This window comes from Lutibacter maritimus (assembly GCF_900116115.1).
GTDB lineage: Bacteria > Bacteroidota > Bacteroidia > Flavobacteriales > Flavobacteriaceae > Lutibacter > Lutibacter maritimus.
In genome coordinates, this window is sequence record NZ_FOZP01000001.1 from 543,531 (window position 1) to 559,843 (window position 16,313).

The following is a 16,313-nucleotide window of genomic DNA, read 5'->3' on the forward strand; positions in this document are numbered from 1 at the left end:
TATGTCAACATTTTTAGAATTAGGAGTACAAAAGCAGTATATAGCTGCACTTAAAGAACTTGGAATTAAAAATCCGACTGAAATTCAGGAAAAAACAATTCCAATTTTACTAAAATCTAAAACCGATTTTGTTGGATTAGCACAAACTGGAACTGGAAAAACAGCCGCTTTTGGAATACCTTTATTGCATACTATTAATCCAGATTTACCATCAATACAGGGACTTATTTTAGCTCCAACAAGAGAATTAGTGCAACAAATTAAAAAGCAGCTATTTAAGTTTACAAAATATGCTGATAAGAAAATTTTTGTAGAGGGCGTGTATGGTGGTGAAAAAATAGAAAAACAATTAAGTTCTTTAAAAAGAACCACGCATATTATTGTTGCAACACCTGGCAGACTTATAGATTTAATTGAAAGAGGAGAAGTTGATTTAAAGAAAATTAACACCTTAATTTTAGATGAAGCTGATGAAATGTTAAATATGGGCTTTAAACTAGATTTAAACAGAATTTTAAAATACACAAGCGGCTCTAGAAATACATGGTTATTTTCAGCTACTATGCCTACAGAAATTCAAAAAATTATAAAAACTTATATTGATGGAGATGCTCCAAAAATAGCTGTAAATAAAAATGCATTGGTAAATGCAAAAATTACACATCAATTTATACAAACGGATATTAAAGAAAAAGTAAACCTTATAATTAAACTATTAGAAAGAAGACAAACTGATAGAGGAATTATATTTTGTAGAACCAAAGCGGGTACACAAAGTTTAACTGCCACTTTAAAAGAAGAAGGGTTTTCTGTTGAAGCGTTAGAAGGCGATATGCAACAAAAAGAACGCGATAAAGTTATGCGTGCTTTTAAAAACGGAAGTTTACAGGTTTTAATTTCTACAGATGTTTCTGCCCGTGGAATTGATGTAAATAATTTAGCATTCATTATACATCATCAATTACCAGAACAATTAGAATACTACACCCATCGAAGCGGAAGAACTGCTAGAGCTGGTAAAACTGGATTTTCAATTGCCTTAATTTTACCAAACGAAATAAATAAAATTCAAGAAATTCAAAAAGAATTGGGTATTAAATTTATGCAAATAACTGTTTAAATTTAAGTTGCTTATTGTCATAATAATTTATAAGCCAACAGAACTTTTTATACCAAAATTTAATTCAAAAAATATTTTTTATCTAAATTATTAGGTAAAAGCCTATAATTCGTTGTATTTTTACAAGCTATTACTAAAATCAAAAATGTGTCTGTAAGATCTACTGAATTAGAAGAAAGAAAAACGGGTAAAGACTTATATAGCTATCAAAGAGAAGCTATAGAGAAGATATTTAAGCGTTTTGATGAAGCCAGAGAAGATTATCATCTACTATTTCAATTGCCTACTGGAGGAGGAAAAACAGTTATTTTCTCTGAAATAGTAAGGCAATATTTAAAAAATCACAATAAAAAAGTTTTAATATTAACTCACAGAATTGAATTATGTAAGCAAACATCTAAAATGCTTACAGAATTTGAGGTGGTAAATAAAGTAATTCATAGCAAAGCTAATTTAGATGATCAACATTTATATTCTTGCTTTGTAGCAATGGTTGAAACTTTAAATAATAGATTGAATGATAATAAGTTAGATATTTCTGATGTTGGATTGGTAATTATTGATGAAGCTCATTACAACTCATTTACTAAAATTTTTAAGTTTTTTTCAAAAGCATTCTTTTTAGGTGTAACTGCAACGCCATTAAGTTCAAACATTCAACTTCCAATGAATGATAATTATGAAGAATTAATTGTTGGAGAATCTATTGAGTCATTAATTGAAAGTAACTTTTTAGCACGCGCAATTACCTATTCTTATAATGTTGGATTAACTTCATTAGTTGTTGGTGCAAATGGCGATTATACGGTAAAATCATCAGATGATTTATATACCAATAATGAAATGTTAGGAAAACTTTTAGAAGCGTACGAAGAGCGTTCTAAAGGTAAAAAAACCTTAATTTTCAATAACGGAATTAATACATCACTCAACGTTTATCACACTTTCAGAGCTGCAGGTTATGAAATTGCACATTTAGATAATACATCATCAAAAAAAGAAAGAGAACATATTTTACGTTGGTTTAAAAAAACACCTAATGCAATATTAACATCTGTAAGTATTTTAACTACTGGTTTTGATGAACCAACTGTTGATACCATAATTTTAAATAGAGCAACTAGATCACTCACATTATACTATCAAATGATTGGAAGAGGATCTCGTATTTTAAAAGACAAAACAACCTTTAACGTCATAGATTTAGGAAATAATTTCCATAGATTTGGAATGTGGGGCTCAAATTTAAACTGGCAAAAAATATTCAAATCTCCAAATTATTATTTAGATAATTTAATTAATGACGAGGAGCTAGAAAGCAATTTTAGATATGAGATGTCTCCTGAATTACGAGCGCAGTTTGCTAAATCAGAAGTTGTGTATTTTGATATTAAAAGTACGTATGTTGATGCTATCCAAAGTGGTGAATCTTCAAAAGAAGTTTTAAAACGTTCTATTATACAACACGCAAAAATTTGTGTTGAAAACAGTGAAGATGTTTATGATGCATTAATTTTAATGAATCAATTAGGTGAAGATATTGAATATAGAATTCAACAATATATCAGGTGTATTTGTAAAAGCACCAAAAACTTTATTGATTGGCTGAATGATGATTATAGAAAAAAATTAAGAGCCTATCTTCTAGAAAATTTCGATACTATTTTTGAAGAAATAAATGGCTATCCTCCAGAAGATTAAAAGTTATTACTGCTAAATATCAATATTTTTTAAAAAAGTAATTGGTTATAGTTAAAAAAATGTTTTTTAGGCTATAATTCAGTCAATTACATTTTTAAAATTTAAGTCTTTTTATTTGCTATTTCAATTATATTTGCACCTTTAAATTAATAAAATGAATCAGCCGAATCTTTCTAAAATTAGCGATGAACAATTAGATTCTTGTATTGCAATTTTACAGCAATTAGTTATTGATACCAATCAACTTTTTGAACTTTCAGAAGAAAAGAGAGTTGCACTTATTAAAGCGGCTGGACTACTAACACGCCCAGATAGAGACGAGTTTTCTAGAAGAAAAAAAGACGCTAAAAAAGCTGAAAAACGAAAAATGATTGCCAAGGATAGGCATGCTCGTAAAGAAACGGGTATAAGAAGTGCTCGAGAAGCAAGTGTGTTTTCGGCGCCTATAATGATTGATTTAACTGGGCAAAATGAAAAGGAACTTGAACTAGAATCTCCTCGTAATTGTTACGTTTGTAAAGCAGAATTTACAAAATTGCATCATTTTTACGATACAATGTGTACAGAATGTGGCGACTTTAACTATGCAAAACGTTTTCAAACCGCAGATTTAACTGGACAAGTAGCTGTTATTACAGGTTCTCGTTTAAAAATTGGGTATCATATAACTTTAATGTTATTACGTGCTGGAGCAACGGTTGTAGCCACTACACGTTTTCCTGTAGATTCTGCTTTACGTTTTTCAAAAGAAGATGATTATAGCAAGTGGAAAGATCGTTTAAAAATTCACGGGTTAGATTTACGACATATTCCTAGTGTAGAGATTTTTTGTAATTATATTGAACAACAGTACGATAGATTAGATATTTTAATAAATAACGCCGCGCAAACGGTAAGAAGACCAGCAGGATTTTTTCATCATTTAATGGAAAAAGAAGAAATGCCATTTGAGCATTTACCGAAATCTGCACAAGATTTGTTATCCAATCATATTAATTGTTTAAATGAATTAAAATTGTTGACTGAAACTGTTTCAACCAATAAAAATATGCCAGTAACTTGGCACGGTATTGAGCCTGGAATTGGTTTAAGAGCATCTGCTAAATTATCACAAATTCCGTATAGTTTTGATAACTCTTTGGCGGCAAGCGAAGTGTTTCCAGAAGGACAATTAGATGCAGATTTGCAACAAGTTGATTTGCGTAAAACTAATAGTTGGCGCCTGCGTATTGGAGAAATTGAAACTACAGAAATGGTTGAAGTTCAACTGGTTAATTCTATTGCGCCATTTGTGTTGTGTAACCGACTTGGAGAATTAATGAAAAAAGATAATACCGGTAAAAAGCATATCATAAATGTTTCTGCAATGGAGGGAAAATTCCATAGATTTAGAAAACAAGACCGTCACCCACACACAAACATGGCAAAAGCTGCCTTAAATATGCTTACACATACATCAGCATCAACCTTGGCAAATTTTGGAATTTATATGAATGCTGTTGATACGGGTTGGGTAACCGATGAAGATCCAGTAGATTTATCAAAACATAAAATTGAAGTACACGATTTTCAACCACCTTTAGATATTGTTGATGGAGCTGCAAGAGTTATGGATCCATTAATTGATGGAATTAATACAGGAAAACATTGGTGTGGTAAGTTTTTAAAAGATTATCGTCCAATAGATTGGTAAATTTATAATTATGAGCGAACAACATCCAAACGATCCGTTACATGGGATAAAACTAGCTGAAATTGTTCAGTATTTAGTTGCAGAGTATGGTTGGGAAGAGTTAGGAAAAAGAATAAAAATTAACTGTTTTAGATCTAATCCAACCATAAAATCTAGTTTAACTTTTTTACGAAAAACACCTTGGGCGCGTGAAAAAGTTGAAAAACTTTATATACGCTCAATAAAATAAAATTTATATTTTTACATTCTAAAAGCTATTAAAATGCCAAATAAAACCTATAAAATTGCTGTAATTCAGCTAAATTTAAATGATGTTGCAGAGAATAATTTAAAAAAATGTATCAGCTGGATAAAAGATGCTGCCGCTAAAGGTGCTGAAGTTATATTGCTACCAGAATTGTACAGTAGTCATTATTTTTGCCAAAGTGAAGACACAGCTAATTTTTCTATTGCAGAAGAATTATATGGTACTTCATTTATAGCTTTTAGTGCATTAGCAAAGGAATTAGGTGTTGTAATTATTGTTCCTTTCTTTGAGAAAAGAATGGCTGGTATTTATCACAACAGTGCATATATTATTGATACTGATGGAAGTGAAGCCGGTTTATATCGAAAAATGCATATACCAGACGATCCACATTTTTATGAAAAATTCTATTTTACACCTGGAGATATTGGTTTTAAAGCATTTCCAACTAAAAAAGGAAAAATTGGAACATTAATTTGTTGGGATCAATGGTATCCTGAAGCAGCTAGATTAACAGCGCTACAAGGTGCAGAAGTGTTATTTTATCCAACAGCAATTGGTTGGCATCCAACTGAAAAAGAGCAATATGGCGTAAATCAACACGGAGCTTGGATGAATGTTATGAAAGGTCATGCTGTTGCAAATGGTGTGTATGTTGCTGCAGCAAATAGAATTGGATTAGAAAAATATATTCCAGGAACAGAAGGAATTGAATTTTGGGGATCTTCATTTATTGCTGGACCACAAGGAGAAATTCTGGCTCAAGCTTCGCACGATAAGGAAGAAATTTTAATTGCTGAAGTTGATTTAGATTTACAAGAAAATGTACGTCAGAATTGGCCGTTTTTTAGAGATAGAAGAATTGATTCCTATGGTGAAATTATTAAAAGATCAATAGATTAAAATGGTAAATTCAACTAGAAGATTTCCTGCTGAATGGGAAAAACAACAAGGTATTTTACTATGTTTTCCTCATAATGGAAACGATTGGCCAGGAAAATATGAAGCAATTCAATGGGCTTTTGTAGAATTTATTAAAAAAGTTGCTACTGTTGAAGAAGTTATTTTGGTAGTGGCTACAGAAAAATTAAAAGCCAAAGTTGTACAAATGTTAGAAACTGCTCATGTAAATGTTTCTAATGTTTCATTTATCATTTATAAAACAAACCGTAGTTGGATGCGTGATTCTGGCCCTATAATTGTTTACAATGAAAATGGTAGAGAAGCTTTAAACTTTAACTTTAACGGTTGGGCTAAATACACTAATTATCAGTTAGATAAATACGTTCCTAAACATGTTTCAAACTTTTTAAATATTCCTTTAACACAAGTTACTTACAAAGGAAAACCTGTAATTGTAGAAGGTGGTGCAATTGATGTTAACGGCAAAGGAACGCTATTAACATCAGAAGAATGTTTATTACATCCAGCAATTCAAGTAAGAAATAAAGGTTTTAAAAAAGAAGATTACGAAGCTGTTTTTAAAGAATATTTGGGGATTAACAATGTTATTTGGTTAGGTGATGGAATTGTTGGTGATGATACGCACGGGCATATTGATGATTTATGTAGATTTGTAAATGAAGATACCATAATTACTGTTGTGGAAGAAAATGAAAAAGATGCAAATTACAAACCTTTACAAGATAATTTAAAAAGGCTGCAAAACGCTAAACTAGAGAATGGGAAATCTCCAAAAATAGTGACACTTCCAATGCCAAATCCACTTATTTTTGATGGAATTCAAATTCCGGCTAGTTATGCAAACTTTTTAATATTAAATAAAACTGTATTAGTACCAACTTTTAACGATGGTAAGGATAGAATTGCTTTAAATACAATTGCCAACTGTTTTCCAGATAGACAAATAATAGGTATTAGCGCAATAGATTTAATCTGGGGATTTGGTACGCTACATTGTTTAAGCCAACAAATTCCTAGCTAAATTTTTCTTTAATATTTATTTTAAAACACGATTGCAATACATTATATTTTTATATTTTGAATATCTTATTTTTTATTTTATATTTAAAGTATGATGTATAAAAAACTAACAAAATGAGTTTAAAGTATAAGATTTACCAAGAAAGATTTCTGTTAGTTGATGTGCTGAATAATACAATTACTGCATCAAAATTATATGAATTCCATAAATCTTATCGTAATGATCCAAAGATTTTTGTTGTTTATAAAGTTTTAACAAACCTTATTGGTGCCGATTTTAAAATGACTTTTGATGAAATGATGGATTATGTTGAAGTACTTAAAAGAGAACCATTACCACCAAATTTTAAATGGGCAATTTTGACAGAAACACCAAATTCTACCATGTTTTCAATTTTAGTAAAAGAAGACCCTCATTTTAAAAATAAAGTAGAAGTTTTTTCAACTTTAAAAGCAAGTTTAGATTATTTAAATGTTGAATTTAAAGAAAATGAATTTGAAGATGATGACTATGTAACAATGAGTTAATTGCTTCTCACACTTTATTTATTATCTATCCTTAATTATTTTTTTCAAAAAATAACTTGATGAAATAACGTTTTAAAAATTGTGTTATTTCTTTTGAAATTGATAAAGCTAAAGCATAAAATTATTTAAAAATAACAGCTTTTAATTTTTATTTTTAAAAAATAAGGATGCACTTTTGCATTTTATTTAATGTGTGAATGGAATTAAAAATAAAACAACGAATTTCACTAAGTGCTTATTTCTTTTTATCAGGAGTTTGCTTTGCAACTTGGGCCTCAAGAATACCTACTATAAAAATATTTTACAATTTAAATGAAGCTGAATTAGGTAACTTATTATTTATAATGCCAATTAGCTCTTTAATTGGATTGCCTTTTTCTGGTTGGTTGGTTTCAAAATTTAACAGTAGAAATCCGCTTATAGTTTCCTTTATATTTTACAGTTTAGCGTTATTTTTTATTGGATATTCAAATAATATACTCTTTTTATCAGTTTCATTATTTTTATTTTCATTTAGTATGAGAATTATTAATATTGCCATAAATACACAATCAATAGCCCTTCAAAATACATTTCAAAAAAAAATTATAGGTTCATTTCATGGTTTGTGGAGTTTAGGTGGTTTAATTGGTGTTGGCTTTTCAACCTTAATGGTAAAATTTGATGTAACAATGAAGCACCACTTGCTAATTATTGCTATTTTTTCACTAACTATTGCTTTAATTTCTTATCAGTTTTTAATGAAAAGTGATAAACCAACTACTGGAAATAAATTAATTATTGGAAAACCCGATACATTTATTTTACTTTTAGGTATTTTAGTTTTTTTAGCAGCAGTGTGTGAAGGAGGTATGTTTGATTGGAGCGGTGTTTACTTTAAAGAAGTTATTAAAGAAGATGTTTTTACCTTAGGATATTTTATTTTTATGTTTTTTATGGCATTTTCTAGATTTGTTTCCGATAAAATTATTGATGTAATAGGTATGAAAAAAGCGTATGTTATAAGTGCTACTTTTATTTCATCAGGAATTAGTATGGTTATTATTTTCCCTTATTTTTGGCCAGCAATTATTGGGTTTAGTTTAGTTGGTATTGGAGTAGCGGCAATTATTCCAATGACATATGCTTTAGCTGGAAAATCAAAAAAATATTCTGCAGGTTTAATAGTTTCAATAATTACAACTTATGGAATTGTTGGAATGCTTTTAGGTCCGCCATTAGTTGGCTATTTAGCGCATTTATTTAATTTAAAAACAGCGTTTGTTTTATTTTTAATATCAGGATTATTAATTATTCCTATTTCGCAATTATTTTTCAATACTCAAAAAGATGCAATGAAATAATTGGGAAAACTATTTAAAGTCACTAAAATGAAAGTAGCTTAGCTAAATATTTTATGAACCCAACAATTTAAGAAAAGTAATTTATTGCTAATAATTTTATTTATTTAGAAATTTAAACTTTAACCATTTCTAACAGTTGATATAACTTTTGCTTATCAATTGGTTTTGAAATGAATGCATTACAACCAGCTTTAGTAGCACTAATTTGAATACTTTCCTGAATATAAGCAGATTGTGCAATAATAAACACTTTTTTATTAAATTTTCTTATTGCTTCGGTTGCTTCAAAACCATTAAGTTTTGGCATTTTTATATCCATTAATATAATGGATGTATCTGGGAATTCTTTAATTTTTTCAATAGCTTCTTTACCATCTTTTGCTCTTATAATTTTGTTTGAAAAAGGCTCTAAAATTTGTTCTAAAAAGTAAAAAGAAGTTTCATCATCTTCAGCCACTATAAAATTATGTTTTTTTAAGTGTATGTTGTTTGATGATTGTTGTGCTATATCTTGATCTATATGATTAGTATTAGAAACAGAATTAGGAATGCTTACATAAAATGTTGTTCCTTTTGCTGGAATTGATTCTAATTTTAAATTACCTTTTAAAAGAGTAACATATCCTTTTGATATGGAAAGTCCCAAACCTGATCCTTCAAAACCACTTGAATGTGAATAATCTGCTTGAACAAATTGTTCAAAAATGGAGGCTTGTTTATCATATGGTATTCCAATACCACTATCAGAAATTTTAAATTCAGCAAACTCATTAGTTAATTTATACGAAATTTCTACAAACCCATCTTTTGTAAATTTTAATGCATTTTTAATAAGATTTGTAAGTATTGAATTTAGTTTGTATTCATCTGTAAAAAATGGTTGAGTTAAACCCGAAGTGTCTTCAATTAAAGTGAGTTTTAATCCTTTCTTTTTTGCTTCAATAGTAAAAAAGTCTATAAGTTCATCTATAACTTTTTTAATGTTTACTTGTTTAATAATTAGTTTTTCAAGACCCGATTCTAGTTTTGAAACATCAATAATATTATTAATAGTTTCAAGCATTCTATTACCACTTTGCTGAATAATTCCAATAAATTGTGCTTGTTTTTCAACAGAGTAGGAGTTTGTTTTTAAAAGTTCCGCAAAACCCAAAATACCATTCATTGGTGTTCTAATTTCGTGACTCATATTAGCTAAAAAAGCAGATTTCATTTTATCACTTTCTTCAGCAATGTTTTTTTGTTTTTCAAGCTCTATCATCATTTCTGAATTTAATTGGAGCTGATCTCTTAAATCTTGTGTTTTTTCTTGAACACGTATTTGTAAAACACGATTAAAAATTAGTAATGAAAATACAAGTAAACTAACAAAAGCACCAATAAAGAGTATGTATTTTAAATTAATTTGGGGTGAATTATAATCTTTATCATATGCTGCAATCCATTTATCATATATTTTTTGATATTCTCCATTCGCTAAAATAATTTCTAATCCATTGTCTAATAATTTGGCCAACTCTGGTGCATTTTTAGAAACTTTAAAACCCATATTGCGTTCTAAAATTCGATGTTCTAAAGGCCTCACATAATCTTTACCAAGTTGTTTAGCATAATACATCGCTCCAACTCGTTGTCCAAAAATACATGTAACTTCCTTTCTATCAATTAGTTTTAAAAGACTATTGTAATCATTTACATAAATAAACTTTGCTGTTGGGTTAATTGATAGTACATAATGACTTAGTACTTCATTTTTCCAAATACCTACTAAAGGCTCTTTAGTTGTTCTTAAAATTTCAAGTGAAAATTTAGAAGTGAAGTTTGTATTATAAAAAAAACAATGCGATGTATTTATTGCAGATCTAGTGTAAATATAATCATCTGAATACCCCGGAAAGTTAGCACCTCCAATACCTTGAATACTGTCTTTGCTTAAATAGTCATTAATTGTTTTCCAATCACTAGCTTCAACATTTATAGGTGTTTTGTATAATTTTTTTATGGCATTTAATATATCTACATTAAAACCTACTAATTCACCTTTATCATTTAAATAATTGTAAGGCGGATAATCATTACCAAACATTACTTTATATTGAGCATGTGATTTATTAATTATTAAAAACAATAAAAGTATGGAAGTTAATAAACGAAGTTTCATTGTAAAAAGGGTTTCTTCAAAATTAAGAAAGATTTTAAGATTAAATAGTATTTAAAAAAAATATTTAATCTTCTTTTTTAAATGAACTTGTTTTAAGTTTTTTAATAAAAAGCATTGAAAAAAAACAATAAATGACTTTATAAAATTTTTTATATGAACCTGAAAATTATAATTTTTAGTTTTATTTGTTGAATAATGAATTATTATAGTGATTTGAAATTTTGAATTTTAATTTTATTTGATTTTAAATCAAACATTAAATTATACAAACCAAAAAAAGTTCTATAAATATAAATGAAGTGTTTAGAACCTCTATTACCATTCATTTTACGTAATTCCGTATTTTTAGAATATCGCTCACCTAATTCTGCAATTTTACCAAAGAATTCAGGATTAGAAAAATCAAAATATTGCTGATGAAATGGTTGTGTAAACAAACTTAACATTTCGTGAAACATTTCATTAAAAAATATTATTTCTTCAGGCGAATCTTCTATTTTTAAAATTTCTAATTCAAATAATTTTTCTTGAAAATAAGATTTATTTTCAAGATTATTTTTATTTGCAAGTTCAAAATATGGAATATAAAACGATTCTGGAATACTTTTCATACAACCAAAATCCAATGCAATTAAATTGCCATCGTTTGAAACTAAAAAATTTCCTGGATGCGGATCGGCGTGTACTTTTTTAAGCTCATGAATTTGAAACATGTAAAAATCCCACAACGCTTGTCCAAGTTGATTTGCTAAATTCTCATTATTATTAATTGCAGTAAATTCAGATAAATGTATTCCATGCATCCAATCCATTGTAATAATTCTTTCAGAAGATAAATTTTCATAATAATTAGGAAATTTTAAATTAGGAATATGCTCACAAGCTGCAACAACAGCCTTACTTTGTTCAATTTCTAAAATATAATTTGTTTCTTCAATTAATTTATTTTCTACTTCTTTAAAATACTTATCAGAATTTTTACCTTTAATATTAAACATACTCATAGCAATTGGTTTAACCAAAGCTAAATCGGAAGCAATACTTCCCGCAACTCCAGGATATTGAATTTTTACAGCTAAAGTTTTACCATCCTTTTTAGCTTTATGAACTTGACCAATGCTTGCTGCATTTACTGAATTCGGATTAAATTCGTCAAAAATTTCATTGGGAGTTTTTCCAAAATAATTTTTAAAAGTTTTTACCACTAAAGGTGCTGAAAGAGGAGGGACAGAAAATTGTGCCAATGAAAATTTTTCTACATAAGCCTGCGGTAAAATACTCTTTTCCATACTTAACATTTGAGCAACCTTAAGTGCACTTCCTTTAAGTTTTTTTAAACCATCATAAATATCTTCAGCATTGTTTTGATTTAATCTTTGTTTTGCTTCAACTTCTGATGATATTAATTTATCGCCATAATATTTAATGTAATTTATGCCAACTTTTGCACCAGTTTGCGCTAATTTAGATGCTCTTTGAATTTTGGTAACAGGTATTTTATCAATTGTTTTCATCTACAGCTTAAACTTTAAAATTCATTTTTTCTTTTAATAAAAATTTACCAAAATCTATAGCACTTTTTAATGGTTTAATATCCATTAAATCAAAACTAGTATTTACAGATTTTTCAATAAAAATATCAGTTTTTTCAAACCCTGCAGAACTATCATCTAACCAAAATTTTAATGTTAATAAAAGCTGAATCCAATAAGACTCTTTTATTCCCATTTCTTGCATTTTTGCAATTGTTTCTTGCTCAATTTTAAAGGTTTCAAATTCTAAAGTATCTATAAATGCTAAAAATGATTTTTTTAATTCTTGTAATGCGCTTAAGTTTTTTAAACTGTTTTTGTGTTTATTTAAAGCGTAAACTACATAACTTCTATTTGCAGTTAAATTTTCAAAAAAAGTATAGTAAAAACTTAAAAGTTTTGTTCTTGAATCATAAGTTTCATAATCATCATTTTTAGTTAAAATTTGTAATGTGTTTTTAAAGAATTCATTAAAAATTGATTTTTCAACAGCATTAAAATTTGCATAAAAATTATAGAAAAGTGCCTCATCAAAATTATTTTCTTTAGAAAAAATATAGACAGATGCAGGTTGTTTATTATGTTTTAAAACATAATCCATATAAAATTCTATTAATCTGGATTCTGTAATTATTGATTTTTTAACCATTTTTTTAGAGTTTTTTGTTTAATGTATATATCTGTAAATTAAACAATATATTTTTGAATACAAAATATATTACTATTGTTATTAACTATTAAATAATAAATAATAATGATTATTTTTAAAAATATATTATAAAGCTTATGTTTAACTTTGAATATATATAATTAAACAATAATTATGAAATTTAAAACAGCTGTAGTGCGAAAGGAACATTTTAATTCCGCGCACAGATTGCACAATGTAAATTGGTCTGACAAAAAAAATATTGAGATTTTTGGGAAATGTAATAATCCCAATTTTCATGGGCACAATTATGAATTAGAAGTTAAAGTAATAGGATTTGTAAATAGCGAAACTGGTTACGTGATAGATACAAAAATTCTGTCAGACATCATTAAAACTGAAGTGCTTGATAAATTTGATCATAAAAACTTAAATTTAGATGTGGAAGAATTTAAAGAGTTAAATCCAACAGCAGAAAATATTGCAATGGTTATTTATTTTTTACTTAAAAAACATATAGGTAATGATTTAGAGTTAAAAATAAAATTATATGAAACTCCAAGAAATTTTGTAGAATTTCCTTTTTAATGATAAATTTATAGAAATATAAATTATAAGTGGAAAAGAAATCTTAAAAACAACATTATGTATAATTATAAATTGCTTTTACTTTTTTTAATACTAAATTTTGGAGCATTAGCTATTGGAAGTTGGCTAATGGATAAAGGACCAACAACCAACTGGTATTTAAATTTAAATAAGGCACCTTGGAGTCCGCCAGGTTGGCTTTTTGGAGTAGCTTGGACAACAATTATGCTGTGTTTTTCATTTTACATGACTTCGCTTGTAGGTTATAAACCAGTAACTTATATTTGGATTTTATTTTTTATACAGTTTGTTCTGAATATCTCTTGGAACTATTTCTTCTTTAATATACATATGATTGGAGTTGCGCTATTTATATTAATATCATTAACAATTTTAGTTGGTTACTTTTTATTCAATTTTAATGCTGATATGGGTAAAAAATCCTTATTAATTGCGCCTTATTTTATTTGGTTACTTGTTGCAAATTCTTTAAATATATATGCTTATTTAAAAAATTAAAATATTTAAAATAGCAGCGTTAAATAATTTAAAGCTAAAAACAAACTCTTTTAATCTTCTGTTTCATCTTGCCACATATCCAATCCTAATTTATCAGCTATTACTGCAATATTAGCTAATGCTTGTAAGTTAAAAGAACTATAAAAAAGATTTTTTTGTATCATAATCGAAACTAAAAGTATACATAAATAATTAATACACTTTACAGATGTTGTAAATTAATTATTGATTGAGAAATTAATGTTTTTCAATCAAATATTAGCATTAATTTATAAGTCAATTTTTTTGGTATATTTAAAATCTTAAAATCAACTGTAAAAATACTTAACAAATGAAAAAAAGTTGTATAACAAATTTGCTGTTTATTGGAATTACATTTTTTACATCATTCCAAATAAAAGCGCAAACCGACATTCATGAGAAGCTGAATGAAATTGCAATAGTAGATCAAAAAGTTATGATGCCTATGCGAGATGGAGTTCGTTTGGCTACAGATATTTACAGACCAAAAACAGATAAACCTGTTCCGATTATATTTTCTAGAACACCTTATAATTTTAATTCATGGGTTGATGGAGAAGAACGAACAAGAGTTTTAGAAACAGCTTATAATTTTGTTTTAAAAGGATATGCTTATGTTGTTCAAAATGAACGCGGACGCTATTTTTCAGAAGGAGAATGGGATATTTTAGGAGTTCCACTAACCGATGGTTATGACGCTTTTAGCTGGATGAAAGACCAAAGTTGGTCAAATGGTAAAATTGGAACACTTGGATGTTCTTCAACTGCAGAATGGCAAATGGCAGTAGCAGCTTTAGATCATCCATCTCATGCTGCAATGGTACCTCAAGGTTTTGGTGCAGGTGTTGGTAGAGTAGGAGAATATTTTGAGCAAGGAAACTGGTATAGAGGAGGTGTTGAACAATTATTGTTTTTCTCTTGGTTATACGGTGTTGAACATGATAAATTTAAACCTCGAATTCCTGCAGGAGCAACACAAGAAGATTTAATTAGAATTTCAAGATTTTATGATTTAGCACCTGAGAATCCAACAGTAGATATGGCTGTTGCGTTAAAACATTTGCCAATTCAAGATATATTAAAAAATATACATGGTAAAAAAGAAGTCTTCGACAAAATGGTACGCAGAAAACCCAATGATGCCGATTGGTTTAAAGGAGGTTTATACCATGATGATAAAGAGATTAGCGTTCCAAGTTTTTGGTTTGCTTCTTGGTACGACGTTTCTATAAGTCCAAATTTAGCATTGTTTAATCACGTTAGAAACAATCATTCAGATCCTGAAATTAGAGACAATCAATATTTAGTAATTGCTCCAACGCTACATTGTTCATACACTAGAGCAACAGAAAATACAATTGTTGGAGAGCGAAGTGTTGGTGATGCACGTTTAAATTATGACGAGCAAATTACTGCTTGGTTTGATTTTTGGTTGAAAGGTGAAAAGAACGATTTTAAAGAAAAAACTCCAAGAGTTCAATACTATTTAATGGGTTTAAACGAATGGAAATCTTCTGAAACTTGGCCGCCACAAGCAGCTAAAATGACAACTTTTTACTTAGATAGCAATGGAAAAGCAAATACTTTAAACGGAGATGGAAAATTGACTTTAAAAAAAGCTAGAAATAACAAAGCTGATTCTTTCACATACGATCCTTTAAAACCAGTAGATTCTTACGGTGGAAATGTTTGTTGCACTGGTAATGCAATTAAAGGAGGTTCTTTTGACCAACAAGAGATGGAAATGAGAGAAGATATTTTAGTGTACTCAACAGATCCTTTAAAAGAAGGTGTTGAAGTTTCTGGTTTTATAAATACTACACTTTATGTTTCTTCGGATGCAAAAGATACCGATTTTACAATTAAATTAATTGATGTTTATCCTGACGGAAGCGCTTATAATTTAGACGAAACCATTCAAAGAGTGCGTTACAGAGAAGGTTATGATAAAGAAGTATTTATGGAAAAAGGAACTGTTTATGAAGTAAAATTAACACCCATGAGCACAAGTAATTTCTTTAAAAAAGGACATAAAATTAGAATTGAAGTTTCTAGTAGTAATTTTCCTCGTTTTGCAAGAAATTTAAATACAGGAGGCAACAATTATGACGAAAAAGAAGGCGTTATTGCACACAACAAAATTCACCATAGTTTAAAATACCAATCTAGAATTGAGTTGCCAATGATAAAATAAAACAGAATTATTTTTTATTTAAAAGCCTCATTTAGTTATAAATGAGGCTTTTAAATTTTATACTATTAAAATT

General features: G+C 28.3%; 15 protein-coding genes. 11 read left to right on the top strand and 4 right to left on the bottom strand.

The genetic code is table 11. The annotated features are described in order from the left end of the window. The first annotated feature begins 1 nt into the window (after window position 1). The 8 genes from BM335_RS02640 to BM335_RS02675 all read left to right on the top strand — a co-directional run bounded on the left by BM335_RS02640 (window position 2) and on the right by BM335_RS02675 (window position 8,576). Window positions 2-1,120, top strand: a complete 1,119-nt coding sequence (locus BM335_RS02640; protein ID WP_090222825.1) for a DEAD/DEAH box helicase — start codon at window positions 2-4, stop codon at window positions 1,118-1,120. A 147-nt stretch (window positions 1,121-1,267) separates the two neighbouring features. Continuing rightward, window positions 1,268-2,821 carry a DEAD/DEAH box helicase gene (locus tag BM335_RS02645; protein ID WP_090222827.1) on the top strand — a complete coding sequence of 518 codons (1,554 nt, stop codon included), beginning with the start codon at window positions 1,268-1,270 and terminating at the stop codon, window positions 2,819-2,821. A gap of 154 nt (window positions 2,822-2,975) precedes the next feature. After that, window positions 2,976-4,514, top strand: coding sequence for an SDR family NAD(P)-dependent oxidoreductase (locus BM335_RS02650; protein WP_090222830.1), 1,539 nt, complete (start codon window positions 2,976-2,978; stop codon window positions 4,512-4,514). Between the two features lie 10 nt (window positions 4,515-4,524). Continuing rightward, a complete protein-coding gene (locus tag BM335_RS02655; protein ID WP_090222833.1) occupies window positions 4,525-4,743 on the top strand; it encodes a VF530 family protein in 219 nt (72 codons plus the stop codon). Window positions 4,744-4,776: 33 nt separating this feature from the next. After that, window positions 4,777-5,664 (top strand): carbon-nitrogen hydrolase, encoded by an 888-nt coding sequence (locus BM335_RS02660; RefSeq protein WP_090222836.1) that lies wholly within the window; start codon window positions 4,777-4,779, stop codon window positions 5,662-5,664. A gap of 1 nt (window position 5,665) precedes the next feature. Beyond that, window positions 5,666-6,706 carry an agmatine deiminase family protein gene (locus BM335_RS02665; RefSeq protein WP_090222838.1) on the top strand — a complete coding sequence of 347 codons (1,041 nt, stop codon included), beginning with the start codon at window positions 5,666-5,668 and terminating at the stop codon, window positions 6,704-6,706. A 113-nt stretch (window positions 6,707-6,819) separates the two neighbouring features. Beyond that, window positions 6,820-7,233 carry a hypothetical protein gene (locus BM335_RS02670; RefSeq protein WP_090222840.1) on the top strand — a complete coding sequence of 138 codons (414 nt, stop codon included), beginning with the start codon at window positions 6,820-6,822 and terminating at the stop codon, window positions 7,231-7,233. A gap of 197 nt (window positions 7,234-7,430) precedes the next feature. After that, window positions 7,431-8,576 carry an MFS transporter gene (locus BM335_RS02675; protein WP_090222843.1) on the top strand — a complete coding sequence of 382 codons (1,146 nt, stop codon included), beginning with the start codon at window positions 7,431-7,433 and terminating at the stop codon, window positions 8,574-8,576. 112 nt (window positions 8,577-8,688) lie between these two features. Here BM335_RS02675 and BM335_RS02680 read toward each other — a convergent pair whose 3' ends face one another. The 3 genes from BM335_RS02680 to BM335_RS02690 form a co-directional block, all read right to left on the bottom strand. Further along, a complete protein-coding gene (locus tag BM335_RS02680; protein ID WP_090222846.1) occupies window positions 8,689-10,737 on the bottom strand; it encodes an ATP-binding protein in 2,049 nt (682 codons plus the stop codon). Window positions 10,738-10,940: 203 nt separating this feature from the next. Further along, window positions 10,941-12,251 (bottom strand): ABC1 kinase family protein, encoded by a 1,311-nt coding sequence (locus BM335_RS02685; RefSeq protein WP_090222849.1) that lies wholly within the window; start codon window positions 12,249-12,251, stop codon window positions 10,941-10,943. Window positions 12,252-12,258: 7 nt separating this feature from the next. Then, window positions 12,259-12,918, bottom strand: coding sequence for a TetR family transcriptional regulator C-terminal domain-containing protein (locus BM335_RS02690; protein ID WP_090222851.1), 660 nt, complete (start codon window positions 12,916-12,918; stop codon window positions 12,259-12,261). A gap of 174 nt (window positions 12,919-13,092) precedes the next feature. On the opposite strand from BM335_RS02690, the gene BM335_RS02695 reads away from it, so the two are divergent. Together BM335_RS02695 and BM335_RS02700 are read left to right on the top strand one after the other, a co-directional pair. After that, window positions 13,093-13,506, top strand: coding sequence for a 6-pyruvoyl trahydropterin synthase family protein (locus tag BM335_RS02695; protein WP_090222853.1), 414 nt, complete (start codon window positions 13,093-13,095; stop codon window positions 13,504-13,506). Window positions 13,507-13,563: 57 nt separating this feature from the next. Next, complete coding sequence (locus BM335_RS02700) at window positions 13,564-14,025, top strand: TspO/MBR family protein (RefSeq protein WP_090222855.1); 462 nt, start codon at window positions 13,564-13,566, stop codon at window positions 14,023-14,025. Between the two features lie 50 nt (window positions 14,026-14,075). Here the strand turns inward: BM335_RS02700 and BM335_RS15650 are convergent, their stop codons facing one another. Continuing rightward, window positions 14,076-14,189, bottom strand: coding sequence for an alginate lyase family protein (locus BM335_RS15650; protein WP_177219139.1), 114 nt, complete (start codon window positions 14,187-14,189; stop codon window positions 14,076-14,078). Between the two features lie 167 nt (window positions 14,190-14,356). On the opposite strand from BM335_RS15650, the gene BM335_RS02705 reads away from it, so the two are divergent. Next, window positions 14,357-16,240: a CocE/NonD family hydrolase gene (locus BM335_RS02705; RefSeq protein ID WP_090222858.1), complete on the top strand. Its 1,884-nt coding sequence runs from the start codon at window positions 14,357-14,359 to the stop codon at window positions 16,238-16,240. Window positions 16,241-16,313 lie beyond the last annotated feature (73 nt).